Here is a 23,007-nt window from a genome sequence, read left to right as displayed (position 1 = left end):
CGGCTGGTTCATTATCGGATACTGCCGTCGAGTACGGTTCGGCCTCTTGCTTGCAAAAGTGTGCCTGCGGGGCGCAGAAGTCGCAGTGGCTCCTCGAGCGGTCGTTTCCGGCTGTAGCGACCGTTGGATACCCCGTTCTCGTATCGGTCGCAGTTACCCAGTCGTCGTTTTCGGCGAGGCCACGTCACGCGATCAAGCGGTCATCGACCACTGTTCGACGGTATATTCGCCGTCGTCGAGCCCGCAACTCACCGCAGTCTATGAAACCCAGCGGCACGTATCTCATCCCGTCCTCACCCTGCCATGGCACCGAACACACTCACTATCGAACTTACCGGACGGGAGAAACGTGACGTCGTTCGCGCACTCCGTACGTTCGCGGACGAGAAAGAAGCGGACGGAGCGTCGGCCGAAGCGGATCAGCTCCGAAGTCTGGCGAGTCGCATCGAACGCGAATGAGTTCCATTCCGTACTCCCCTGACATCGCCGGCACCGAATAATCCTGTGAACAGTGATAACTTATATCGTGCTGTGTGTTGATTTGTGCCATATGTCGCCAACAGATCATTACCGACAGACGCCTCGAAACGGGACCGAACAGTCGACGACCACTGAGACGAACGACGCTGGAGACGGCGATACCCCGTCCGAGACGGGGGCCGTCGAAGGATTGATCGAAGAGCTCGTCGAATCACAGACGAACGAATTGCGTGACGAACTCGACGCGCTCGAGCGACAGATCGAGACGGTCGACGACTTTGCTCGCATCAGTCTGAACGAGCGGAAGGTCAAACAGAACGAGGCGAAGCTCTCCGAATTCTCGGAATCACTCACGGCGTTCGCCGAGAAAGCGTTCAACAATATCAACGCGCTCGAGGACCGCCTCGACAGGCAGGCGCTCTTGCTCGTGGCGATCCTCGACTCCCTCGAGGACGATGTCGACCTCTCGACGGTCCGTCGCTACGAGAACGATCGGCTTATCGCTGACACCGCTCCCAACGAGCGGCTGGCAGCGGCGATTCAGGGAGCGGACCCGAACGAGAAATAGGCACGAGCGTCCCGGCGGGGGGACGAGGGCTTTCCATCGTCGCCCGACCCGAGGGCCGGAGCAGCGCTATCCTCGCAGTAGAACCGGACGGAAGCAGCGCTAGACTTCCCGTTCGCCGACGACGTTCTGAAGGTAGTCGGCGCGCCTGGCCTCGTAGATAACCTTCAGTTCGTCGCTCGCGGGTTTTGCCACGCACGTCAGTCGAAGGTTCCGCTCGTCGACTTCCTCGTCGGTCAGAAACAGGTTCATATCCATCTCGAGGTCGCCCTCGACGAGGAACGCACAGCAGTTTGCACAGGAGGCGGCCCGGCACTCGAACGGCCAGTTGTGGTCCGCGTTCTCGGCCCCGTCGAGGAGATACTCGTTCTTACTGATCGCTATCGTCCCGTACTCGCGGTCGGTAAGGTCGGCCGCAGCCGCCTTCTCGAAAAGGGTCTCGTCGTCGCGACTCCACCCGTGGCGCTGCAACGCTCCGTAGCTGAGGTACTCCACGGTGGCAGTCTCGTCGTCTTCCGCCTGGTCCAGGCTTCGATCCCCTCCGCGTCCGGCTTTGATGTTCGGCAGCTCTCGATCGTCAGACATACGTTCACAATGAACATCGATGTGTACCCATTTATTTCCACGGACGATACCCGTTTCAGCGCGTGTGGTCAATCGGAGGAGGAACCGACGCTACTCGCTGGCGTCATTGAGTTCGAGCAGCGGATCGGAACGCGCGCTGGGTCGGTCCATCGTGTTCGCGATCGACCGCCTCGAGTGCCTCTTCGAAGGACACGGCAATGATATCGATCGTTACGGTCCTGGTCTGCGGCTTTCTCGAAGCGGCCGTCTTCGGCGTTCCAGCCGTTCTAACGATGGCACTACACCTGGGATACTCGAACTTCGCTGGCGGGAAATCCATATATCGTCGAATAACGGGGAGGCTATTTTCTCGCGCGGACTGCTCGATCGCTCGGGACAGTGCCGACAACAATGACGTACCCGTCGTCACGTTCGACTACGTCACTGACGGTGAGTCCGGCTTCAGCGACTAGTTCCCCCCAATAGGCCGCCGGCTTGGCAGCCTCATTGTGCGGGTACGGAAGTGCGAGCACGCCGACCGTCCCACCGGGCGTACAGACGCGATGTGCTTCGGTGAGTGCCTCGCGGGCATCGGTAGCCGAAAGGTCGTGGAGCACGCGACAGAGCGTCACGGTGTCGACGGTATCCGCCGCCAGTGGGATACGTGCAGCGTCTCCTCGTATCGGGGTCGCATCGACGCCGGCAAGCCGTGCGTTCCGGCTCGCTAAACGCGGTCCATTGCCGAGAATGATCCGATCGTCGAACACGTCGACGGCGAGAAGCGAGCAGTGGTCGGGGATGGCGGGTGCGAGTCCGACGAGGGACCGCCCGGTTCCACATCCGATATCGAGTACCCGCTCGGACTCCGAAAGCGGGATTTCGGCGGCCAGTGCCTCGTACTTTTCGCGATCGAGTACCCAAGGCGGCGGGGAAAGCAGCGACATCGCTGCCGACCGGACGGTTGCACCTCCCCAGCAGACCAATACGAGGGCGACTGCGATCGCGGTCCGTCCTCGAGGTCGACGCTCGGACTGGCCAATGGCGAGGCCCGTTATAACGGCCAGCAAACCCAACACCAGTCGGCGACCGCGTTCTCGCCAGTGATACAGCCCGAAATTATACCGATGCGACGGAGTCGGTTCCCCGCCTCTCATTCTCCCGACAGGGGTTCACCTCGACGCGTGATTTTTGTTGCTGGAAGCCCAGCTCGGTCAGCGTGTTCGCGGACTGCGTCCTCGCTTTCCGCGCTGTAGTGACAGAACGTTCCGACAATCGCTCCGTTTTCGTTCGTTAACACCTCCGAATCGACCCAGCGGATGCCGACACCCTCCTCACGGAGTTCGTTCAGCGTCTCTCCGGATTGCTCCGCTGCCGCATCCAATTCGTCGGTCGTAATCGGCTCCGGAAGCTCCCGCAGAATCAGGAAGTCGTCTGTTGGCGGACTCATGCATCAACTACTATAACAAATGTATTTGTAATACTTTCGGGCGATATGAGAGGAACTCTACCGCCAAGAGTGCTGAGAAGATGGAAAATTATTCTTCAGGCAATGCGTCAAACAGGCCAGTGACAACCTCCTCGCCGGAAACGGGAGGATTTGCTCCTCGAGTACCGGTCGTGGCGGCCTACGGTGGCGTGTCGCCGCTCCCGTCGGTGGCGATGGTCTCTTCGTCGTTGTGGCCTTCCTGTGCGCTTTGTAGATATTCCCGCCCTGCTTCCGTCTGCCAGAGCTTTTCGTCGAAGACGGAGGAATTGGCGTGGAATTTGTGCACCGTTGTGAGCTTCGTGTTATCGAACTGCGCGATGAGCGATCCGTGCTTTTTGAAGAAGTGGTGCATCCATCGCTCCGCCTCGCTGTCAGTGTTGAACTGCATGAGAAGCTGCCAATGGTAGCTGCTATCCGCGTTACAGAACATGACGACATGCGGGTCCTCCATGAGTTCCCAGTAGCATGCTTCCCACTGCTGCTCGAAGTTGGGGTAGTGAAACGCGATTCGAAAGCTGTGATAATCGAGAATTCGTTTATTGGGAAGAATGGACTCGCGGAAGACGTCTCTGTCAGACAGATCGTGGAGAAGTTCGTTCACCCGGTTGTGTGACAGTTCAATTTCGTACTCCTCCGCAAGAATTCCTCTAATTTCCCGAACGGGGGCCGTCGGGTTATCCATCCGGACTTTCAGAAGAACGATCTCTCTCGGAGAAAGGTCGACATCACCGTCGCCTCTAGTATTCATTCTGCTCTCGAGAGTGGCTTGATACAGTCGCGTAATAAACCTTCATACAATTACCGAATAAGAGGGTTCGATTCCGTAGGCACCGTCTAGTTAGCGCAGTTTGAGAAGCGAGCAGGTCGTAGAGCTAGTTTGGCCATGCAGCTCGCAGACCTGCTCAGCGAGTGCTACGTAGCGGAATTTGATGAATCTTGGGAGCGAGATCGGACGGCGATTGCGTCAGGGTGTTCGCAGTTCGACTCCACGCGACCGGCTGTTCGCTTCGAGAGGCACAAGCTATTCTTCGTTTGCTCGGCGTTGAACGCTCTCATCGAGCAATCTGGCACTGGGTACATCGGCTGGCTGACAGCGTACCAGACCCGCCGACGACTTCGCCGTCGCAGGTCGCCATTGATGAGACCGTTGTCAAGACCAACGGCGATTGGTCTTGGGTATATGCTGCAATCGACTTAGATTCGCGGTTGATTCTCGATATCGCAGTCTTCGGACGACGGGGCACAGATCCAGCCACTGCGTTCCTGTATAAGTTGACCGAGAAACACGATCTCTCCGAGGCGGTGTTTCTCGTTGATAGCTATGGCTATCTGACTTCCCTCTCCCGATTGGAATTGAGCGGCCAGCTCGACTACGTTGATCGAAACCTGATCGAAAAGTGGTTTCACACCTTGAAGATGCGCGTTGACCGCTTCCATAATTCATGGGTGGGCAGTCGGGCGAGCGTCAGAGAATGGATTGAGCAGTTTAGACACTACTACAATGTACAACGACCGCACCAATCACTTAACGGATAGACGCCAGTGGAGGTGCTCAACTAGACAGTGCCGTGCAGAAGATTTATCAATAGTAATGATGTATGGTAATTAGAATTATGCGAAGACGTAACATACTCAAGACCATCGGCGGTATCGCAGGAGCAGGAATAGTCGGGACGGTTACTGTCAGCGCCGACGACTGTCCAGGTGACTTTATCAAGCCAGGTGGTCCGTTCCCACCAGAGACGGCGAACATCAACTATAACTCGTTCACGAGCAACGAGACACTCTACAACACGCTCGAGAAACTCGATACAAAGAGCAACCTTGAGTACGAACCGATCGGCGAGACGTGGGAGGGACGACCCATCCCCTATGTACGCATCGACGGGGGTGACACCGACGTCTTCTATGTGACTCAGCAACACGGCAACGAGCAGCACACGACAGAGGCCGTCCTGAAACTCCTTCAGAAGTTCGCCGCTGGAGGACGCCAGGTCGACAAGATCCTTGATGAACTGACACTCCACGTCATCCCACGACACAACCCCGACGGTTGGGCGCCGGCGGACGACAACGAGATGCCACAGCGAGAAAACGCGCGGCCGGAGGACATCTGTCACGACGGTCCGTACTTTGGACCGGATCAGTGTGGTCCGGTCGATCCGAACCGGCAGCACTATTTCGGTATCGACCCGGATGTCCTTGCCGACGCCGATGGTATCAACCCAGATCTGATTCCAGATGAGAACCCGTCACCTGAGACGCAGGCGATGCTCGACAGGACTGCGGAGGTTGACGCTGACATTATCTGTGACTGGCATCACCAGGGTACCTATCGGAACGAAGACTGCGAGCTAATCAACGCGTCGACGCTGTGGCCTCTCAACGAGGCAGCGCCCGAAGCGGCGGTGAACCTCTCGCGGAAGATTTCCGCACATGCCTATCAAGAGACCAAAGACCTTGGTCACACGACCTGGGACACCTATCCCGGCGGGACCACCGCCAACATTGCACGGAACGGTCACGGTGTTCGAGGTCGCGGTAGCGTCCTCTTCGAGTTCCGCGGTCAGGCGGAAGATCTCGGCAACGCGGGGAACGGAATGATCACGACCATCATCAACACGGTCATGAACGAAATCTTAGAGGGTCTCGCATCTGACGAACTTTACGAGGTTGACCCTGCTGCAGCCGATGATATTCCTCCCCGCGGGGATTACTTCTGGAAAGAACTGCCGCGGGAGGAGTGGAACCCAGAGCACGAAGCGTATGCGGAGTGACGACTAATTCAACCGATTCCCTATCAACTAACGCGTGCAATGAGAATTACGGCTAACGTGTCCCATCCGCGCTATTGAACGCCAATACTCTCGCCAGTTGGCCAGAGACAGGTCTCTGAAGCGCAGGCTTGGATCTTAGTCCGTTGGATGCGTGTTCGATTTGTACCGATCCGTACTCCTGCGGGTTGACGATCATGTGGGGCACGTATCCCACCCCATTCCCGAGGTCGTCCTTGCTCACTGTGGGTGATAACTTAGAAACAGACGTTCATGACTAAATTATACTATTTTCTACCACCGCCTATAGTGCTAATACTTATCATGGTTGCTAATGCCAATCACCTATGGGACAAGATGGCCCTAAAGCAGAGTCGAATGACTCGGCAGAAGATACCACAGAACGCGTTACGACAACAAAGCGGACGTTCCTTCAAGGAACAGGCGTCACGCTGGGAGCCAGCATGGTCCCAGTCGGAGCCAGTAGCGCATTCGAGCGATCGGAAATAGCGTCTACATCCAATACCGTCACAGAAGCTGCCGACGGAATGGTCTCGAGCGTCCATTCGCAGGCGACGGAAGCCGGCGTGGAGGTTCTCGAGAACGGGGGGAACGCAATTGATGCGGCGGTCGCTGTCCAGTTCGCGCTCAACGTTGTTCAGCCCCACTCGTCGGGGATCGGTGGCGGTGGGTTCATGCTCGTCTATAGTGCCAAAGAGGATGAGATCATCGCGATCGACAATCGGGAGCGAGCTCCCCTCGGAGCGCAACCCGATATGTTTCTGAACAACCAAGGTGAGGAGGTCCCGTTCTTAGCGCGCCACACGAACGGCAAGGCAGTCGGCGTCCCCGGGACGCTGAAGGCCGCTGACGTAGCAGTCAAACGGTTCGGACGAACAGCGCTCAGCGAACTTATACAGCCGGCTATCGAGTTGGCTGCACCAGACGGGCGAACGGTTACTGTCGACGAGTTTCTGGCGAGTTCCATCGCGGACAACGTCGAAGATGGGGCACTCACACCGACTGCTCAAGAAGTGTTCGCTCCGGGGGGCGAGCCCCTCGAGGTGGGCGACGAACTCGTTCAGCCGGACCTCGCTGACACCCTCCGTACCATCCGCGACGACGGCATCGGCCCGTTCTATACGGGAGGGGTTGCAGAAGATATTGCCGAGACAGTTCAGGGTGCAGCACGCTACCGAAAGACTGGCGGGAGCATGACCGTCGACGACCTCGGCCGATACAACGTCAACATCACCAGACCCACCTACGAGACCTGCGACGGTGACGCACACGAGATCACTGTCCGGACGATGCGTTCGCCGACATCCGGTGGCTACGTCATCGCACAGATTCTCTCCCTCCTTGAGCCGTTCGATCTGGCGCAGTACGATCGGCGGTCGTTCGACGTGTACCACCGGCTGATCGAAGCGTTCCAGCTCGTGTTTGCCGATCGCAACGAGTACCTCGGCGACGAGGAGTTCGTCGACATCCCGTGGCAGGGAATGCTCGACGACGAGTACGTCGACGCTCGCCGACAGATTATCGACCCGGAAAAAGCGACGGACGCGACTCGCGAGCCCGGGGACCCCTTCGCGTACCAGCCCGGCGGACAGTATTATACGAGCCCTAGAGACCTCGAGCAGACCAAACACGGCAGCAACGCCTCGGGCGCACGAAACGGGGAACGCAACAAACCCCACACGAACAGTGCCGTGAGCCATCCCGGGCAGACGACGCACTTCACGACGGCCGACGCCGAGGGGAACATGGTCTCCTGGACCAGCACCATCGAACAGTTGTTCGGATCGGGAATCATGGTTCCCGGGAGGGGATTCATGCTGAACAACGAGCTTACAGACTTCGACTCCACCCCCGGCGGACCGAACGAGGTCCAGCCGGAGAAGCGCCCGCTCAGCAGCACGAGTCCGACGATCGTTACGCGTGACGGTGATCCCTTCCTGACGGTCGGCTCCCCCGGCGGCTGGTCGATCATCCACACCGTTTCTCAGATTCTCCTCAACGTCGCCGAGTTCGGCATGGACATCGACGACGCTGTCGCGGAACCACGCGTGTACTCCGCGACCGGGACGTGGGTTCAGGCCGAAGACGGTGTACCCGACGATGTCGTCGACGAACTGAACGCCGCCGGTCACGACGTCTCCGTCGTCGATTCCATCGGCAACGCCCAATCAATCCTCGTCAAAAACGACGGTGGGTACATCGGTGTCGCCGACCGCCGCAGAGACGGCTCAGCCGGGTCACCGTCGTGATAGGCTGGCGACCCGGTACTGAACCGCCTCGAGGTCTGCTTCATCTTGCGGTAGCGAGGAAACCCCGTCGTTCACAGTCGTTGCCGAATCAAGGTGTAGAACAAGCTGAAATCAATCGTTTCGTTACTTTCCGTGACGGTAGCAATCGGTGGCTCTTGAAACCCCATTCTTCAGATGTGAAATGGGCTGAAACTTCTGGGCAGTCTCTAACGGGGTTCGAACGGCTTCGCGCTCGGCGCGGAAGCCGTTCTCTTCGAGCGGGAGCACTGCAAGCGTAAACCGTGTTCCAGGTGCCACGATATACAGTGTCGCAAAACAATACGTCCGAGTCGTTCCCTGGTCGGGATAGGTGCTGAGAACGCGGTCTGTCACGGCTGAGCCATAGAATCGCCATTCCTGAAGGTCGATCGCAACGTCGACACAGCTTGGTAACAGCCGACGTTTCCGAAGAACTTCGAAGAGATCGTCGATGGCATCCGCGTCCAGATTCCGCAGGTGGTAGAGGAGCGATTTTGCAAGTGGATTTCGAGCTGTCGACGTGACGTCAACCGGCTTACCTTGGTTCAACTGGTGTGTTTTTCCACCTGTGTTGGCGAATTCCTGCTCGAAAGCGATACGAGAGAGGACTTCGAGAAAGTCCTCTCTCGTGTACATCCCACAGGATTTGATCTTAAAGTCAAGTTCTGGATAAAGAAGAGGTGATGCAGCTTAACAGACCTGTTTTGCTTCGGTTGTCTTCACCATAGACAACCTACCAGCAGTGTCGTAAATTAGGTTCGGCGTCTACTGGTTAGGACGGGCGAGGATGTCACCCCACGGTAGCCTGTCTCGTCTCGTGTATATTCGTCGCCTCACGACGATTTTTCGCCACGAGGGCGATGAACAGCGCCAATCCGATGCCACGAAGCGTGATATCGAGCAGGAGCGCATCGAACGAGACAGTAATACCGGCGAATCCGAGGAGATCAAACACTGATGCTGAAAGCAGCCGCGGTGCCATAAGCAGCAGTGAACTGAGCGCAAAGCCAGTGCGTTCGGCGCGATTGACGCCCGTATACAGTGTTCCGATGACGGTTGCACCCAAGGCGATCACCCCGAGGAAGACGCCAATCACGGGAACCACGATTTCCGGCACGGAGTACGATAACTCTGTGAGGTCGCTGAAGCCGACGACACGATACTGTTCGCGGATCGGCAACTGGTCGGCGTTGGCCTTCTCACGAAGTAGCACGACTCCAGGTGCAAGGACGAACGCGAAGGGGACGATCGCCTTGTTTAGTGACAGCGAGAACGCTTTCACGCCTGTCTCAAACGGATCCGACTTGGCGACGCCGCTCGCGGCATAGGCGGCGACAGCGACCGGGGGCGTGATATCGGCGATAACGCCGAAGTAGAGGATAAACAGGTGCGCGGCGAGCAGCGGAATCCCGAACTCGACGAGCGGCGTGGCGAGCATCGAGATGAGGATGATGTAGGTGACTGTCGTTGGCATCCCCATTCCGAGGATGATGCTTGAGACGGCCGTCACAACCAGCATAACCACAATCGATCCACCTGACAGCGCGAGCAGCAGCGACGTGAGGTTCGGACCGAGTCCAGTGACACTGATGACGCCCGGAATGATGCCGGCGGCTGCGACGGCGATGACGACCGGAACGGCCGTCCGCGCACCTTCATCCATTGACTTGATGACGAATGTACCGAAACGGAACAGTTGGCGATCGCCGAGATCGCGGCCGGTTCGATCACTGATCGAGTCAGCGGTCGTCTGGACCGCCGGATTGAGGTCGAACAGCGGCGCGTCAATGTCCGGACGAGATACCAACGTCAGCACGCCGGCCAGCATCACGTACCACTCGATCCCGTCGAGGACACGGTCGATCGCCCCGCCGATGGACACCCCCGTCCCGCCGGCCCCAGTGACGAGTCCGGTGACCGGGACGCCAGCGACGATATAACTCGCCAGTTCGACGCCAACGATAGCCACGAAAATCCCGAGAAGCCGCCCGCGCGTTTTCTCGTTGTACGCCGAGACCAACGCGATCAGCGCGACGAGCGCGACGAGCGTGAACCACGCCGACCGCGAGACGGACAGTCGCTCGATGATAAGGTAGTACAGGAGTAACCCGATCGGGACGAGGTAGAACCACCCGCGTTTGAGATGTGCGCCGAGCGAGACGGTGTCGACGTCCGCGACGCCACCGATCCCCTCATCGACCGCCTTGAGATGGACCATTACCCAGACGCCGAAGAAGAAGACGATCGCCGGAATCGTCGCGAGGATGATGATATCCGCGAACGGCGTCGCCGTGTACTGAACCATCAGGAACGCGGCGGCGCCCATCACCGGTGGAAGAATCTGTCCGCCGGATGATGCCGACGACTCGACCGCGCCGGAGAACTCGGGCGAGTAGCCCGACCGCTTCATCAGCGGGATCGTAAACGCACCGGTGGTGACTGTGTTGGCGATCGAGGATCCCGAGATCGTCCCCATGAAGCCGCTTGCGAGGATGCTCGCCTTCGCCGGGCCGCCCTTGCGCTCTCCGGTGGCCGCATACGCGAGGTCGATGAACCACTGGCCGGCGCCGCTCATCTCCAGAAACGCACCGAAGAGGATGAAGATGTAAATGAAGCTCACCGATACCGTCACCGGAATGCCGAAGACCCCGTTTTCGGTGTTGTACCAGAGGTTCTGAACGATGCTCGGCCAGTCCAACTCGTTGACCGCGAGCAGGCCGAGAAGCGGCGTTTCGCCGCTGATAAGGTAGCCCCAGCGCGCGTAGAGGATGAACGTCGCGACGATGATCATAAGCGGTAGGCCGAGCGTCCGGCGGGTGGCCTCGAGCACCAAGAGGATGCCGACCACGCCGAGTGCCATCGCGTAGGAGTACTCGCTCACGAACGGAACGCCACCGAGGACGGGCTGGAGGAACGTGTACACCTCGGTGATCGGCCGCCCAAACGTGAGTCCGAATACCCGCATGTTCTGAATTTCAGAGAACTCCATCAGGAAGTAGATCGCCGAGAGGCTCGAGGCGACGATACACAGGAGATCGAACGGCGTTACCCGCTTCCGGTCGGGGTCGAGAAACGCCCACCGAAACGTGGCTCGAACGCCCGCTAGAAGGCGCGTAATCGGGTTTTGATCCCCAAGTCTGCGGGATGCGGCAGGAACAATCCGACCCAGGTTTCGAGTGACGATCCCATCACCCATACTGGCCGGGAACAGTAGGAACGTGAGTACGAGCGCGAACGAGACGTGGACCGCGTTCGCCTGCAGGAGTTGGAGCGAGACCTGCCAGTTGTCGACGATCGGCACCCAGATCGTAAACGAAAAGCCGCGTGCGGCCAGGAACAGCTGGAAGACCGAAAACAGGATGCCGATCGCCGCGACGGCTGCCGCGGCGATCCCCTGGAGCGATCGCCGGCGCTCGATTTCGTTGATCAACTCCTCGGCCTGCTCCTGGGAGACCTCCTCAGTCAGTTTGTCGCTCGTTCCATCCCGGTCGCCGTTTGGTCCGTCGGAACCGTTGTCCGATGGATCGTTCGTGCTCATAGGATTCTCTCGATTAGCGATCGTTGTTCGATGTGGATGCGAACGTCGCTCGCATTCGTCGCTGCGACTAGATCGTACCGTCGATCGTCGACGATCAGCGTATGACCGGCGGTCCGTCCGGGTGAGACCGAAAGGCGTTGCAGTTCCGCGATCGGCTCGGATGGCTCGTACACGAGCATCCCGTCGACGGTCGTGACGTTGACCCGGGCAGGCAATCCCCAGCCGTAAGACTCGAACTCCATCCGGGTATTCACCAGGGTTTGATCATCCACGCGGTACTCATCGTATACGCGGGATTTCTCCACACTATGCATGTACTCGAGGCCCACGGTACTCCCGTCGGCGACTGGCTCGGTAAGGTACTGTTTGCCGGTCTCGGCATCCTCGACAACGAGCACCGCTTCGGTTGGGACCGTTGCGGCAATAGCGACGAGGACTAGTACTGCTGCTGCGAGGAGCGCGGCGACGCCGTTCGAACGGGAGATGCGGCTCATTCTTACGTGCTGTTTAGTGATAGATCCCGGTATCTGAACCGTCGCTAGGGCCTATCACAGTCTCGCAGGGTGTGACATCGTCCGTGTTCATAAAGCGGCCCCGTGGCCCGGCGCATGCCGATTGACCATGTCCGCATACGCCACCCGGTCTGACGGTACAATCCCAATCAAGCGTCGAAGTACGCCGCCGCGCCTTCGTGGATTTCGATTGGCATTCCGTCCTGTGCGCTGTCGACCGAGATGAAGTCGGTCTTGATCGAGAGTTCACCGAGGTTGTCGAAGATAGCCGCGGTAACCGTCTCGACAGTATCGGCTGCCACGTCGGCGTGTGTGGCGATCATCGCCTGCACTGCGACGGTATCGACGTCCTCTTCGACACCACTGTAGGTGCCACCGGGAATCGTATCGTCAGAGAACCAGGAGGCGTCCTCTTTGGCTGCCTCGCGGTTCTCGCCCCCGATCGGAACGATCACGATGTCGTTCGTGTTGGCGAGGTCCTCGATCGCGCCGACCGGCCAACCGCCGACGACGAACGCCGCGTCGATGTCGCCATTGGCGAGCTGTTCGGACGCCTGCGAGAAGCTGGCGTTTTGCTCCTCGAAGTCCGAGATGCCGAGCGACTCGAGGATCTGGAGGGCGTTGACCTGCGTCCCCGATCCGAGATCCCCCGTGTTGATCGTCGCACCGCTTAAATCCTCGAGCGACGAGATGCCGTTTCCAGCAAGCGTGACAAGCGTGATCGTCTCCGGGTATAGCGTCGCGACGCCCTGCAAGGTATCGATCGGGTTGTCTTGGAAGGCGTCGATTCCGGTGCCTTCCTTCGCAAAGGACGCGATGTCGTTCTGGATGAGCGCGAAATCGGCCGAGCCGTCCGCGAGACTGCCGACGTTCTCGACGCTCGCGCCCGTCGACTGGACGTTCAGCGAGAAGTCGATGTTGTCCTCGACAATGGTTTTGAACTCGTTCGAGAGCGGGAAGTACGTCCCGCCGGTACCGCCAGCGTGCCAGCTGAGGCGATTTTCGTTGCCACCATCACCGCCGATACAGCCAGCGAGTGCGGCTACACCGGCTGCACCAGCCACTTTGAGCAGTCGTCGTCGGCTCCCTTGGTGTGCCATCTCAACTCACACTTTCTCATGAGGGGTTATATTTCTGACTGTTATGAAATATTATGTGATATTACTCCAAGAACGGTCTAGTTCAGCACCTCCTGAGCTGTCGTTCGGCCACCGAGTGCTTGATTTGGCCGATCGTGGTTGTAGTGGTGTCTAAACCGTCTGAGCCAGCGACGTGCACTGGCTGGACTGCCCCGCCAAAACGAGTGAAAGCGGTCGATTCGCATCGCCACAGTCTGGAACCATTTTTCGATGTGGTTCCGGTCTGTGTAGTTGAGCTGACCGCTCAGCTCGTGTCGAAAGAGGGCAGTCAGATAGCCACCACCATCAACCAGAAACTCAGTGTCTGACACGTCGTGTTTCTCGGTTAGCCACTGCAAAAATGCCGCCGCGGGATCGGTCCCGCGGCGGCTGTATACGTCGATTTCGAGCAAGAGCTTCGACTCCGTATCGATCGCCGCATACAGCCATTTCTTTTCGCCATCGACCTCGATCTGTTTCTCATCAACGGCGACCCGCAACGGCGCTGCCATCGGCGGATCCGCCTGGCTCTCCGCGAGATTATGTGTCCAGTTCCAGACCGCTCCGTGAGACCGATCGACGCCAAGTAAGTCCAACACAGCGACGGCTTCCCGTATTGACGACCCCATCGAATGCAGGCGCACCCCGGACACCCTAACGGGTGTCGGGGTGCGTTCGTTCTCCCATACCTCATCACAATCCACATCTACGCTCTCTCTGAGCAGGTTGGCGAGTTGCATGGTCACTTCTTTCCCACCACCTGCTCGTTCCTCAAACTCTCATCTAGACAGTGCCATTCCGTAACAATTACCATGCCGGACCGATATGAATCAGCGTTGTAATTCTCCGTCGGGTTGTATCCGCGTTCGGTCGTTTCTCGAGCCGCTTCAGAGCCGGCCACGGATTATTTCGTCGAGAACGACGCCATCGACCCCGACGAAACCCTCCATGAACTCGGAGGAGACCCCAATCCGGAACGGGTGTCAGTGCCGATGAAGACAGTGCGGTGACCTCGAGCGACGACTGATCAGTTCGACAGAACGAGGTCGTATCGAAGAACCGGTCTCGAAGCGAGATCGTTTGACTCCGCGACCGCAACAGAAATCGCAGTCTCCGACGGACAACGATGACTGATACGGCGAGTACTATCTAGAACAGTAACCGACCGAAGCTATGCAAGGGACGCGAGTGCCGACACCCAAACAGAGCGCTGCAGGAGAGCAACTGCCGGTCCGACGATTACTCGACGTTCAGGTCACCTGCATCCGTCTTCGGTTCCTCGAATTCGAGTTCGATTTCGAGTTCGCGTTCCGATTGGTTCGAGAATTCTATCTCGACCTCAATCGGCTCGGCGAACGTGAACGGAATTTCCCAGTCGTCACCACTGACGAGCAACTCGTTACCGTCGTCGACAGCGTCCGCTAACGTTCGGAGGAACGCTGCCGTGTCCCCTCCGGACAGGTACACTTCCCGTTCGAAGAACCCATCCGTGATCGTGGTCGTATCCCGTGGTTGGCTGCTCGGAAAATCAACCTCATTGGCCATAGTATCTCATTTGTAACATCCATGCTTAAGTTTATGGATGATTTCATAATGATTCTCGAATAACTATTTATAACTGGATCGACTCATCTAGTTGCATGACGCTGCTCAAGGTGTTTGGAAGCAGCCAGCGCCTCGAAATCCTCCGTGAGCTCACGCACAGGCCGATGTACGTTTCAGAGCTTACCGAAGCAGTCGGAATGGACGGGAAAACCGCTTCACACCACCTCTCGGTGCTCGAAGACGCGGAGTTGGTGGAGCATTATTATCAGGGAAATCGGAAATACTACCGGCTAGTTCAGTGCATCCAGTTCGAGGCGTCGCCGCCACCTGAACGATCGTTCGTCCTGCAGGCCAACGAACGATCCGCGCAGTCTCCGTCTGATTGACTGCTAACAGGGGGTGCTCACCTCCGAATTGCGCGAACTCGTCCCGACGCATCAGCGTCAATACCGACTACCGCATCGTCGGCCAGTGGCGTCCCGCAGTCCGAACATGTGACTTCTATCAGCGTGTGTGGACGCTCACAACACGGGTCGGCCGTCCGTTCCGTAACGTCGACGGCTCCATCACACGCCGGACAAACGCGGAGAAAGAGGCGAAGGCCCCGGAGAAGAGCGATCCGTTCGTTCGGTTCCACCGTTTCCCATCCGCTGCCCCGCTCTGCGAGGAGACGACTCGCGGTGACATCCGCGACCAGTGCCGATTCGGAAATCCAGCGTATCGACTGATTCCCATCGACGACGGCCCCGGTCGCAGCGTGTCTCGAGACGTCGTCAGTGCCAAAGAGCGTCCGAAGCGCGGATTCATCGACGTCCTCGAAGCGGAATCGCTCGTTGGCTACCTTCCACGCGTTGGCAAACGAGTCGGTCAGCGCCGGGTTGTCTTTGACGGTAAACACTCCGATGGCAACGAGTTGTTCTTCGATCGTCGCGTTCGCGTCGATTGATCGTGCGCGACGCTCCGTGACCGATTCTTTGCCGAACAGTCCGAGCACCGACGCGGGGAGATACCGTTTCGTCAGTGTCGGCGTTCCCGGGACGAGATAGCCGTGGAGGTAGATGATCGCGAGTGCAACGAGGAAGAAGAGGATGCCAATGCCAGTTCCAGCGATGACCACCGCGGCCACGGCGAGTACTGCTGCAATACCGATGTTAACTATCGTGCACGGCATGCATCGGTTTTCTCCGGTGTATTCGTCCCGTTTGAGAGCGGTGACGGCCTCCATCTCGATTAGATATTGGACTGCCGAAGAATCAAATTTCCGGGTGTTCTACATTGCTGTTGATACCACACGTGATAGTGACCGATAGTACATCCCAGTGTGTCAGCGAGTCAGTTCCCGATCGGAACGCCGCCGAACACGACGATCGCGATCAGCCAGTAGGCGACATAGAGACCACCGAGCAGGAAGCCATGCCACCGCCTCAGGTGCCCTTCGTAGAGGAAGTATGCGGCGAGAGCCGTCACGATAATCACTGCAGGGAGATGCAACGTCAGCACGGACGAGTCGATACTGATCTCGCTGAGTAACAGTATCACGCCAACGTTCCCCGTCACCGAGAAAAGGACGCTTCCGATGACGTTTCCCACGCCGATCTCGGGGAACCCTCGTCGGATTGGCTCGATGGTCAGCATGATGTCCTCGAACGTGAGGATCAGCGTGAGGAACGTCGCTCCGAAAACGGTCTGATTGATGCCAAATCCTTCGATCACGGCTTCTGACCCGCCTTCGAGCAACATCGCCGCGAAGACGATGCCGGCGAGCGCGATACTGGAGAGAACGAGCCACACGATTCCGGAGTCGGCTAGTTCTCCGAGAAGTCGATCCTCGGGAATTTCCTCCAGCGAGTTGGGTCTGCCCACCCCGCCATCCGTCCGGATGTCTTCGATTTCCTGCCCGAATTCAGTGTTTCGGAACACCGGTGCGTCGCGCTGGCGCTCCCGGAGAATCACGTAGGCAAAGGAGAGGATGAAGAAGCCGATCAAAACGATACCGTGGACGAACGTCAGCGTTCCGAGAAGGACGAATGGGACGAGGATGAGCGGCGATACCGCGAAAATGACGAGGTAGTCCGTGGGTAGATCGACTGGGAACGGGCGGACGATAGCTGCCCCCGCAAGTGTGATGCCGGTAATCGCCAGCCCCGTCCCGAGCGCCGTTCCGAGGGCGGCGCCTTCCAGTTCACCTGCGGAGAACACGAACGCGAGGATCGTGTCGTCGAACTCGAACCCGGTGAAGAGTATCGCCAGTGCGAACAATGACATCTTCATGTTGAGTGACGCCCGTGCGAGATAGCTGATCAGTTTCTCAGTGCACACCATCAGTAACACGATGCTACCGAGGAGAATAATCACCGCACCGATCGTCCCCTGTGCCTGGATCAATCCGTCGATATCGCCTTCGCTTTCTTCGGCTTCACCACCCACATCGTCCTCCTGTGCGAGTGCCGGAGCAACAGTCACTGAGACAGCTACCAAGACGATAAGGAAGATGGTAAGTGAACGGTTCACACCTATACGGAGAATAGCAATAGTTTCGATTATTAATATATGCTCTCGGGTACAGAATTCCGTTGGAAAAGTATACACGGACTGGCGGGAACTATCGTGTATCGACGACATCGTCGACAGGACTTCGTCGAGAACGGCGACCTCGATCAGCGGACGTCTTACGGGAAGAACGGGTATCCGCGCCGCAAGGTCGCTAACCGTCGTTAGTAACGTCCGGATCGCTACTGGCACTGACGGCCGGCGTTCTCAGCACTGCTTCGTCGGCCTCTGATCGGAGCATCTCGAGCACGTCGACGAGATCGTTGCGTGGCTGGTTTTGATGAGTCACGCCCCCACGATTTTGTCACGGCTTCGTAGCGGATCGTGTTTGACGTCTCGCTCGAGTACTTGATGGCAGTAAGAAGCATGCCCGGGGAGGGATCTACACCCGACCTTTACATGCCCACACTTATAGTATAAGTCATGACATCGAACCCAGAACAGTCGATCAAACGTCTCCGTGAGCGGGTTGACGGTGTCGAGGAGATGGACGAGGACGACGCCGAGGCGATCCGGCGCATGTCCGATACCATCCGCATCCTCGGTCCGTCGAAGTACTCGGACTTTGCTCACGAGAAGTACCTCATGCGCGCGGTGAAGATGGCACAAGAGATCGGCGGCCTCGCCGACGCCCTCGAGGACCGCAACGCTGCCGAGCAGCTCGTCGCCTGGATCAACACCGAGAAGGCCGACTCGCCGGAGACCAACAAGGACTACCGCGTCACCCTCCGCCAGTTCGGCAAACTCGCCAGCGACGATGACGACGTCGACGAGATCCCCGAAAGCATCGAGTGGGTTCCCGGCGGCTATCCGAGCAACTACGATCCGGCGCCGGATCCCGGTGACATGCTCCGGTGGGAAGAGGACATCCTCCCGATGATCGACGCCTGTGCGAACCTGCGCGATCGTGCTCTCATCGCCCTCGCCTGGGATCTCGGCCCGCGGCCCTACGAACTGTTCGACCTGACGCCGAAGCAGGTCTCCGACCACAAATACGGGCTGCAGGTCACTGTCGACGGTAAGCAGGGACGACGGTCGCCCGTCCTGATCCCGTCGGTCCCCTACGTCAACCGCTGGCTCGAGGTCCATCCAGGTAGTGGAAGCGATCCGCTCTTCTGCAAACTCAACTCGGGGGACTCGATCTCGAACAACCGTGTCCGTGACATCCTGAAAGAGAAGGCCCGAAAGGCCGATATCGACCGGCCGGTCACGCCCTCGAACTTCCGGAAGGCCTCGGCGTCGCACCTTGCGAGCCAGGGAGTCTCCCAGGCCCACCTCGAAGATCATCACGGATGGACGCGCGGCTCGGACATCGCTGCCCGGTACGTCTCGGTCTTCGCCGACGCGAACGACCGAGAGATCGCGAAAGCCCACGGCATCGACGTCCAGGAAGACGAGCACGACGATCTCGCTCCGATCCCCTGCCCCCGGTGCGATCGGGACACGCCCCGCGAAAACGATGTCTGTGTCTGGTGTGGCCAAGCACTCTCTCAGCGAGCGATCGACGAAGACGATGAACTCGAGCGTCGATGGATGGAGTCCGCCGGTGCGGTCGCCAATCTCGAAGATCTCACACTCGACGAGATCCTGGAGGCGAAGGACGCCGTCGACGACAACGCTGCGCTTCGACAGCTGCTCCTCGGAGACTGACGCCAACATCTATTCGCCACCTCCATCGACGAGTTCGAGAACGCGTTCGATGTCGTCCGAGATCGGAAGATCAGCCTCGGCGATTCGCTCGAACAGGTCCTGTTTTTCTTCGACGGTCTCTCTTGCTTCGGTTTCAGGGTCGGGGGTTTTGGTACTCATTGATTGGTCACCTGATTGCGGACGTACTGCTGTTCGTCTGGAGATCGATCCGACAGGGGAATGCAGGTCGTCATCGTGCCGTCTTGGGCCACCAACAGGACGAGATCCGTCTCGGTGTGGTAGCGTGCGTGTTCGCTAGGCGGCTTGAGACTCGGGTAGTGCACCGACTTCGCCTCGCTCCACGCTGCCCGTGGATCCAGATGCGGCTGATGCGATCGCGTCTCCCAGCGCCGTCGGGCGTGACCTGATACCTCGAGCTCGGAGTTCCGCGGAGACTGCGTGGTCGCGCTCATGGGACAATCGCCCCCACTGTGATCACGCCGACGAACACGAGACCGAGCACGACAACGAGCAGCCCGGCTACTCGTGGATCTGCCTGAGCGCGATCGCGCTCAGAGTCCGGTTGTGATGAGTCGAGTGCAAGAATACTAGACAGAGCCTTTTGCTTCTCAGACCATTGGAAACCATATGAGCTCCCAACCGCCAGTCGAATGTCCCCTTTGTCACAAAGACCTCCCCCATGGCCAGAACGTTGACGAGCATCTGGTCGAGGATCATTCGAAGAAAGAACTGGCTGTACACATTGTCTCAGAACCAAACGCCTCGAGTGGAGACATCTCTTAAGCCAGGTTAGAGGATGGATGACCTTGCCATTCAGTTGGTCCGTCCCGATCGAAGAGTTCGAGAAGCTCATCGCGACTCACCCCGCTCGCGTGTGTAAATGTCTGTCATAGGCCCACGGACGGACGTGCTGCCGCGTCCCGTGTCGGTGACCATCCGGATGTCGCTGTTCTCGTCGACGCGCTGAAGGACCGATGCCCGCCAGACGCTGCCGATCGCGGAGCGCAGCGCCGCCTGGACGTCCGGGTTGTCGACCTCGTCGCGGAGCGCCTCGAGCTCGGAGCAGACGTCGTCGATGCGATCGACGACCTCGCGATCGCCGACCAGGAGGCCGCCGTCGCCGGCCTCGGTGATCGTCTCGCGGCGGAAGACTTCCTCGAGATTGCCGTCGGGCTCCTCGTCATCGGTGAACCAGTCCTGACGTTCCCCGCAATCGGGACAGTACCGCGCCGACGCACGGATCTCGGACTCGCAGTCGTCGCAGTGGGTTCGGTACGAGCCGCCCGTCACTGCTGGTCACCTCTCGACTGTAGTAATTGTTTCAGTGATCGTGATAGTTGGGGAAGGTTATTGCCGTAACCAGTAGTAATACCTCCCGATAAGATGGCAGAAAGAACAAATCGGATAGTTCTAATCTGCGACCGATGTGGATTGATCCAGCCTGGAATGGATATCATAGAAGGAGAACCGAAGAAAATGGGACGAGACTTCTGTAAGTGCGGCGGAACCAGCTTCACTCTTCTTGAGGACTCAAACGGACAAACCCCGCTCAGTGGCTGATCGACGCCCCCGTCGGTCGCGACCTCGCGCTCGGCGTTCTCGTCGGCCTGCTCCTGCTTCTTCATCGCGATGAGCTTGTTGCACTTCCCGACGAGAATCCCCCGCGTGATATTGTGTTCTTCGTGCTCGACGCGGGTGATCTCTCGAAGTCGGTCGATTTCGGCACGGGCCAGCAGCCCATGCCATGAGAGGAGGTCCTCGTTGTCGACCGCGCGGGAGATCGCCACCTGGACGTCCTCTTTGGTGACGCCGTCGAGCTTCCGTCTGTGATGGACAAGGTTGCCACGAGAGCCCCAGCGAGAGTCGATCCATGCGGGGTACTCGTGGATGTTCTCGAGCACCCACTGGTAGACTTCGACCTCACCGCCGTCAGCCCACAGCTCGCTCGCCAGTGAGAACTCGCCGCCGTCGGGGACGGTCTCGTCATCATCGACCTCGAGATACGCCTCGCAGTCATCGCAGGTGCGCTCGTCCGCGAGTCGACGCGGATCGTCGCGGACGTCGGCGACCGGCGTCTCGAAACACTCGCCGCAGGCAGCGGCGTGGCGCGTGCCCTCGAAGTACATCGAGGCGTGCCAGGTCTCGTCGATCGCCTGGACCCAGCAGCGGACGCCGTCGGTGTCCTCGTCGAAGTTGTCCGACGGACGGCCGTGGCGGTCCTCGAGTTCCTCCATCTTGCAGCTCTGGCAGAGGTAGTCGCGGTTGCCGCAGGTGGGACACGACGACATCAGGCCTCACCTCGCATGGCTCGGACCTCGTTGACGCGTGAGCGGGCGTCCACGAGGATCTCGTCGACTTCATCTAGGTCGGCGTCGCCGGCGATCGCGGTGGCGAGGGCCGTGTCCAGCTGGTCGCGGAACTCGTCGGCGCTCATGCTGAACCACCACACTCGTAGCCGCTGATCTCACGAAGGTCCGCGAGCAGGTCGTCGAGATCGTCTTTGCTGATGTCTTGCTCGTGGCAGAACCGCCGGAGGCGCGTTCCGATATCGCCAGGGGTACCGTGGTGATCGTACCCGAACACTCGCAGAAGTCGGCGCCCCTGTCGGTGGGTCAGTTCAAAGTCGACGAGCTCGTTATCCGCGTAGAGTGGATTATTGACGAACAGGCAGTTCGGACACTGTTCCACCTCGCTGCGGGGCTTGACAAGTTCCCCGTCGGGACAGACCGGACAGTCTTCGCCGGTCGCCTCGGTCGGGACGCCCTTGTCGAGCGTCTTCGTGTCTCCGCTCATGCTTCCGCCCCGCTGTCCTCGAGCGTCGCCTGCTCAGCGCTTTCGTCCTCTTCGACCTCGGCCTCGTCGTCGAACGTCGCGACCGGGACGATCTCCTCATGGATGAACCGCCCGAGCAGCTCGGGCTTCATCTCCTCTGGTTCCCAGATGGCTAGATATCCGCTCGAGTAGATGACCAGGCGGACGAACTCGCCCTGCCAGTGAGTCGTCAGCGCAACGCCGACGTCGGCGTTGACTGCCTTCGACTTGAGCGCTCCGTGACCCCACTCGATCGTGACGTCGTCGAGGTTGGACTCGTGGGTGGCCATCTCGACCGACCACTCCCGATCGGCGTCGCGCTGGTTGCGGACGAATTCCCAGGGCTTGAGGCGGACTGGCGCGATCTCCGGGCCGGCGAACCGCGAGAAGTCGTTGAACGGCCAGTCGGGTTCGTGTTCGAGATCACTCGAGTGCGTACGCCCGGCGAGGATCCAGCCCTCACCGTCGACATCGGCGACCCACTCGCTCGCGACCTTCCGGGTGACCTTTCGCGTCTCGGTCTCGATCTCGTGGCCGTCCAGGAGGACGCGTTCTTCTTCCTGGGGAACTTCGCCAGCGACCAGTCCCGACTGGATGACGAGGTCGTCCAGGTAGGTCTGGGTCTCTTCAACCTCGAGGGCGCGGCCGGTCTGGTCGTGATGGTCCTCGAGGGGGGCGGCGGCGGGCTCGGCGAGGAGTGCGAGCTGGCCGGCGATCATCGCAGATCATCCTCGCCGACCGCCCAGCGGCTCGTGATCCACGCGTCGTCGCCGTCGCCTTCGATACAGTAGCGCCTGGTGGGAGTCAGCGTCCCGATAGGGCGAGTGTGTCGGTCGGCCCATGCGTCCTTCTCGACCTTGTCGAAGCGCCGAGCGATGTCCTCGCGAGCAGCGCGTCGAGCCGCGTGTTCGAGAGCCGCCGAGTCTCGAGGGATACGACCGTCGGTGTTGGTACTATTCGATCCGGTATCGTCTTCTGTATGGTTGTCGTCTGCGTACATGGTTTCAGTCGTACCGGGGCACATTCCAGCCCCGGATGGTTGTCGTCTGGAACCCGCGGACAGCCGGGGCGCGAAAGTTGGTACCTGGCGCGCTCCGGCCGTGGCCGCGAGTGGCTGATTCTCTGT

27 protein-coding genes and 1 pseudogene are annotated in these 23,007 nt (G+C 59.2%); 7 read left to right on the top strand and 21 right to left on the bottom strand.

Annotated elements, in window-relative coordinates; all coding sequences use genetic code 11:
- The first annotated feature begins 303 nt into the window (after positions 1-303).
- Entirely contained in the window at positions 304-459 is a 156-nt protein-coding gene (locus tag PGX04_RS10915) for a hypothetical protein (RefSeq protein ID WP_273738524.1), read from the top strand.
- A gap of 91 nt (positions 460-550) precedes the next feature.
- Entirely contained in the window at positions 551-1,048 is a 498-nt protein-coding gene (locus PGX04_RS10910) for a hypothetical protein (protein WP_273738522.1), read from the top strand.
- A 99-nt stretch (positions 1,049-1,147) separates the two neighbouring features.
- Here PGX04_RS10910 and fer read toward each other — a convergent pair whose 3' ends face one another.
- From fer to PGX04_RS10890, 4 genes are all read right to left on the bottom strand, one after another.
- Positions 1,148-1,630 carry a ferredoxin Fer gene (gene fer / locus PGX04_RS10905; RefSeq protein WP_273738521.1) on the bottom strand — a complete coding sequence of 161 codons (483 nt, stop codon included), beginning with the start codon at positions 1,628-1,630 and terminating at the stop codon, positions 1,148-1,150.
- A gap of 341 nt (positions 1,631-1,971) precedes the next feature.
- Complete coding sequence (locus PGX04_RS10900; protein ID WP_273738520.1) at positions 1,972-2,685, bottom strand: class I SAM-dependent methyltransferase; 714 nt, start codon at positions 2,683-2,685, stop codon at positions 1,972-1,974.
- A 74-nt stretch (positions 2,686-2,759) separates the two neighbouring features.
- Complete coding sequence (locus tag PGX04_RS10895; RefSeq protein ID WP_273738519.1) at positions 2,760-3,056, bottom strand: DUF4242 domain-containing protein; 297 nt, start codon at positions 3,054-3,056, stop codon at positions 2,760-2,762.
- A 178-nt stretch (positions 3,057-3,234) separates the two neighbouring features.
- Complete coding sequence (locus PGX04_RS10890) at positions 3,235-3,843, bottom strand: helix-turn-helix domain-containing protein (RefSeq protein ID WP_273738518.1); 609 nt, start codon at positions 3,841-3,843, stop codon at positions 3,235-3,237.
- Positions 3,844-3,978: 135 nt separating this feature from the next.
- Here PGX04_RS10890 and PGX04_RS10885 point away from each other — a divergent pair.
- The 3 genes and pseudogenes from PGX04_RS10885 (at position 3,979) to ggt (ending at position 8,139) form a co-directional block, all read left to right on the top strand.
- A pseudogene (locus PGX04_RS10885) lies at positions 3,979-4,631 on the top strand (IS6 family transposase).
- Positions 4,632-4,708: 77 nt separating this feature from the next.
- Complete coding sequence (locus PGX04_RS10880) at positions 4,709-5,872, top strand: M14 family zinc carboxypeptidase (protein ID WP_273738517.1); 1,164 nt, start codon at positions 4,709-4,711, stop codon at positions 5,870-5,872.
- A 545-nt stretch (positions 5,873-6,417) separates the two neighbouring features.
- The gene (gene ggt, locus PGX04_RS10875) at positions 6,418-8,139 is read left to right on the top strand and encodes a gamma-glutamyltransferase (RefSeq protein WP_273738516.1); all 1,722 of its coding nucleotides are present in this window, start codon (positions 6,418-6,420) and stop codon (positions 8,137-8,139) included.
- A 123-nt stretch (positions 8,140-8,262) separates the two neighbouring features.
- Here ggt and PGX04_RS10870 read toward each other — a convergent pair whose 3' ends face one another.
- The 6 genes from PGX04_RS10870 to PGX04_RS10845 all read right to left on the bottom strand — a co-directional run bounded on the left by PGX04_RS10870 (position 8,263) and on the right by PGX04_RS10845 (position 14,870).
- The gene (locus PGX04_RS10870) at positions 8,263-8,793 is read right to left on the bottom strand and encodes a hypothetical protein (RefSeq protein WP_273738515.1); all 531 of its coding nucleotides are present in this window, start codon (positions 8,791-8,793) and stop codon (positions 8,263-8,265) included.
- A 154-nt stretch (positions 8,794-8,947) separates the two neighbouring features.
- Positions 8,948-11,695 carry a TRAP transporter permease gene (locus PGX04_RS10865; RefSeq protein WP_273738513.1) on the bottom strand — a complete coding sequence of 916 codons (2,748 nt, stop codon included), beginning with the start codon at positions 11,693-11,695 and terminating at the stop codon, positions 8,948-8,950.
- A complete protein-coding gene (locus tag PGX04_RS10860) occupies positions 11,692-12,189 on the bottom strand; it encodes a DUF1850 domain-containing protein (RefSeq protein ID WP_273738512.1) in 498 nt (165 codons plus the stop codon). The genes PGX04_RS10865 and PGX04_RS10860 overlap by 4 nt, the downstream gene beginning before the upstream one ends.
- Before the next feature lie 167 nt (positions 12,190-12,356).
- Positions 12,357-13,307 carry a TAXI family TRAP transporter solute-binding subunit gene (locus PGX04_RS10855; RefSeq protein ID WP_273738511.1) on the bottom strand — a complete coding sequence of 317 codons (951 nt, stop codon included), beginning with the start codon at positions 13,305-13,307 and terminating at the stop codon, positions 12,357-12,359.
- Between the two features lie 77 nt (positions 13,308-13,384).
- Positions 13,385-14,065 carry an IS6 family transposase gene (locus PGX04_RS10850; protein ID WP_273738510.1) on the bottom strand — a complete coding sequence of 227 codons (681 nt, stop codon included), beginning with the start codon at positions 14,063-14,065 and terminating at the stop codon, positions 13,385-13,387.
- Positions 14,066-14,564: 499 nt separating this feature from the next.
- Positions 14,565-14,870, bottom strand: a complete 306-nt coding sequence (locus PGX04_RS10845) for an amphi-Trp domain-containing protein (protein ID WP_273738509.1) — start codon at positions 14,868-14,870, stop codon at positions 14,565-14,567.
- A 95-nt stretch (positions 14,871-14,965) separates the two neighbouring features.
- Between PGX04_RS10845 and PGX04_RS10840 the strand changes: the two genes are divergently transcribed.
- Positions 14,966-15,256, top strand: a complete 291-nt coding sequence (locus tag PGX04_RS10840) for a winged helix-turn-helix domain-containing protein (RefSeq protein WP_273738508.1) — start codon at positions 14,966-14,968, stop codon at positions 15,254-15,256.
- 17 nt (positions 15,257-15,273) lie between these two features.
- On the opposite strand, the gene PGX04_RS10835 is transcribed toward PGX04_RS10840, so the two are convergent.
- The 3 genes from PGX04_RS10835 to PGX04_RS10825 all read right to left on the bottom strand — a co-directional run bounded on the left by PGX04_RS10835 (position 15,274) and on the right by PGX04_RS10825 (position 17,709).
- Positions 15,274-16,095, bottom strand: a complete 822-nt coding sequence (locus PGX04_RS10835) for a DUF8054 domain-containing protein (RefSeq protein WP_465263805.1) — start codon at positions 16,093-16,095, stop codon at positions 15,274-15,276.
- Between the two features lie 107 nt (positions 16,096-16,202).
- Complete coding sequence (locus PGX04_RS10830) at positions 16,203-17,333, bottom strand: sodium:calcium antiporter (RefSeq protein ID WP_273738505.1); 1,131 nt, start codon at positions 17,331-17,333, stop codon at positions 16,203-16,205.
- Between the two features lie 241 nt (positions 17,334-17,574).
- Entirely contained in the window at positions 17,575-17,709 is a 135-nt protein-coding gene (locus tag PGX04_RS10825) for a hypothetical protein (protein ID WP_273738504.1), read from the bottom strand.
- A 134-nt stretch (positions 17,710-17,843) separates the two neighbouring features.
- On the opposite strand from PGX04_RS10825, the gene PGX04_RS10820 reads away from it, so the two are divergent.
- Positions 17,844-19,070 carry a tyrosine-type recombinase/integrase gene (locus tag PGX04_RS10820; RefSeq protein WP_273738503.1) on the top strand — a complete coding sequence of 409 codons (1,227 nt, stop codon included), beginning with the start codon at positions 17,844-17,846 and terminating at the stop codon, positions 19,068-19,070.
- Positions 19,071-19,079: 9 nt separating this feature from the next.
- Here PGX04_RS10820 and PGX04_RS10815 read toward each other — a convergent pair whose 3' ends face one another.
- The 8 genes from PGX04_RS10815 to PGX04_RS10780 all read right to left on the bottom strand — a co-directional run bounded on the left by PGX04_RS10815 (position 19,080) and on the right by PGX04_RS10780 (position 22,881).
- Positions 19,080-19,229: a hypothetical protein gene (locus tag PGX04_RS10815; protein WP_273738502.1), complete on the bottom strand. Its 150-nt coding sequence runs from the start codon at positions 19,227-19,229 to the stop codon at positions 19,080-19,082.
- Positions 19,226-19,522 (bottom strand): hypothetical protein, encoded by a 297-nt coding sequence (locus tag PGX04_RS10810; RefSeq protein WP_273738501.1) that lies wholly within the window; start codon positions 19,520-19,522, stop codon positions 19,226-19,228. The genes PGX04_RS10815 and PGX04_RS10810 overlap by 4 nt, the downstream gene beginning before the upstream one ends.
- Before the next feature lie 397 nt (positions 19,523-19,919).
- Complete coding sequence (locus tag PGX04_RS10805; protein ID WP_273738500.1) at positions 19,920-20,360, bottom strand: hypothetical protein; 441 nt, start codon at positions 20,358-20,360, stop codon at positions 19,920-19,922.
- On the bottom strand, positions 20,357-21,358 hold the full coding sequence (locus tag PGX04_RS10800) for a hypothetical protein (RefSeq protein ID WP_273738499.1): 1,002 nt from the start codon (positions 21,356-21,358) through the stop codon (positions 20,357-20,359). The genes PGX04_RS10805 and PGX04_RS10800 overlap by 4 nt, the downstream gene beginning before the upstream one ends.
- Positions 21,358-21,504: a hypothetical protein gene (locus tag PGX04_RS10795; RefSeq protein ID WP_273738498.1), complete on the bottom strand. Its 147-nt coding sequence runs from the start codon at positions 21,502-21,504 to the stop codon at positions 21,358-21,360. Before PGX04_RS10795 ends, PGX04_RS10800 begins: the two co-directional genes overlap by 1 nt.
- Positions 21,501-21,863 (bottom strand): hypothetical protein, encoded by a 363-nt coding sequence (locus tag PGX04_RS10790; protein WP_273738497.1) that lies wholly within the window; start codon positions 21,861-21,863, stop codon positions 21,501-21,503. Before PGX04_RS10790 ends, PGX04_RS10795 begins: the two co-directional genes overlap by 4 nt.
- Positions 21,860-22,600: a hypothetical protein gene (locus PGX04_RS10785; RefSeq protein WP_273738496.1), complete on the bottom strand. Its 741-nt coding sequence runs from the start codon at positions 22,598-22,600 to the stop codon at positions 21,860-21,862. Before PGX04_RS10785 ends, PGX04_RS10790 begins: the two co-directional genes overlap by 4 nt.
- Positions 22,597-22,881 (bottom strand): hypothetical protein, encoded by a 285-nt coding sequence (locus PGX04_RS10780; RefSeq protein ID WP_273738495.1) that lies wholly within the window; start codon positions 22,879-22,881, stop codon positions 22,597-22,599. Before PGX04_RS10780 ends, PGX04_RS10785 begins: the two co-directional genes overlap by 4 nt.
- Between the last annotated feature and the right edge of the window lie 126 nt (positions 22,882-23,007).

It is taken from the genome of Natrinema soli, from assembly GCF_028618695.1.
The sequence above is the reverse complement of the archived record's forward strand: the minus strand, read 5'-3'. Positions and strand labels throughout refer to the sequence as shown.

Bases quoted from the DNA above. Each gene is read 5' to 3' on its own strand.
- PGX04_RS10785 (WP_273738496.1), bottom strand. From the start codon at position 22,600: ATGATCGCCGGCCAGCTCGCACTCCTCGCCGAGCCCGCCGCCGCCCCC.
- PGX04_RS10895 (WP_273738519.1), bottom strand. From the start codon at position 3,056: ATGAGTCCGCCAACAGACGACTTCCTGATTCTGCGGGAGCTTCCGGAG.
- PGX04_RS10915 (WP_273738524.1), top strand. From the start codon at position 304: ATGGCACCGAACACACTCACTATCGAACTTACCGGACGGGAGAAACGT.
- PGX04_RS10790 (WP_273738497.1), bottom strand. From the start codon at position 21,863: ATGAGCGGAGACACGAAGACGCTCGACAAGGGCGTCCCGACCGAGGCG.
- PGX04_RS10780 (WP_273738495.1), bottom strand. From the start codon at position 22,881: ATGTACGCAGACGACAACCATACAGAAGACGATACCGGATCGAATAGT.
- PGX04_RS10850 (WP_273738510.1), bottom strand. From the start codon at position 14,065: ATGCAACTCGCCAACCTGCTCAGAGAGAGCGTAGATGTGGATTGTGAT.
- PGX04_RS10865 (WP_273738513.1), bottom strand. From the start codon at position 11,695: ATGAGCACGAACGATCCATCGGACAACGGTTCCGACGGACCAAACGGC.
- PGX04_RS10840 (WP_273738508.1), top strand. From the start codon at position 14,966: ATGACGCTGCTCAAGGTGTTTGGAAGCAGCCAGCGCCTCGAAATCCTC.
- PGX04_RS10820 (WP_273738503.1), top strand. From the start codon at position 17,844: ATGACATCGAACCCAGAACAGTCGATCAAACGTCTCCGTGAGCGGGTT.
- PGX04_RS10880 (WP_273738517.1), top strand. From the start codon at position 4,709: ATGCGAAGACGTAACATACTCAAGACCATCGGCGGTATCGCAGGAGCA.
- PGX04_RS10890 (WP_273738518.1), bottom strand. From the start codon at position 3,843: ATGAATACTAGAGGCGACGGTGATGTCGACCTTTCTCCGAGAGAGATC.
- PGX04_RS10860 (WP_273738512.1), bottom strand. From the start codon at position 12,189: ATGAGCCGCATCTCCCGTTCGAACGGCGTCGCCGCGCTCCTCGCAGCA.
- fer (WP_273738521.1), bottom strand. From the start codon at position 1,630: ATGTCTGACGATCGAGAGCTGCCGAACATCAAAGCCGGACGCGGAGGG.
- PGX04_RS10870 (WP_273738515.1), bottom strand. From the start codon at position 8,793: ATGTACACGAGAGAGGACTTTCTCGAAGTCCTCTCTCGTATCGCTTTC.
- PGX04_RS10845 (WP_273738509.1), bottom strand. From the start codon at position 14,870: ATGGCCAATGAGGTTGATTTTCCGAGCAGCCAACCACGGGATACGACC.
- PGX04_RS10910 (WP_273738522.1), top strand. From the start codon at position 551: ATGTCGCCAACAGATCATTACCGACAGACGCCTCGAAACGGGACCGAA.
- ggt (WP_273738516.1), top strand. From the start codon at position 6,418: ATGGTCTCGAGCGTCCATTCGCAGGCGACGGAAGCCGGCGTGGAGGTT.
- PGX04_RS10795 (WP_273738498.1), bottom strand. From the start codon at position 21,504: ATGAGCGCCGACGAGTTCCGCGACCAGCTGGACACGGCCCTCGCCACC.
- PGX04_RS10855 (WP_273738511.1), bottom strand. From the start codon at position 13,307: ATGGCACACCAAGGGAGCCGACGACGACTGCTCAAAGTGGCTGGTGCA.
- PGX04_RS10800 (WP_273738499.1), bottom strand. From the start codon at position 21,358: ATGTCGTCGTGTCCCACCTGCGGCAACCGCGACTACCTCTGCCAGAGC.
- PGX04_RS10810 (WP_273738501.1), bottom strand. From the start codon at position 19,522: ATGAGCGCGACCACGCAGTCTCCGCGGAACTCCGAGCTCGAGGTATCA.
- PGX04_RS10835 (WP_465263805.1), bottom strand. From the start codon at position 16,095: ATGGAGGCCGTCACCGCTCTCAAACGGGACGAATACACCGGAGAAAAC.
- PGX04_RS10815 (WP_273738502.1), bottom strand. From the start codon at position 19,229: ATGAGTACCAAAACCCCCGACCCTGAAACCGAAGCAAGAGAGACCGTC.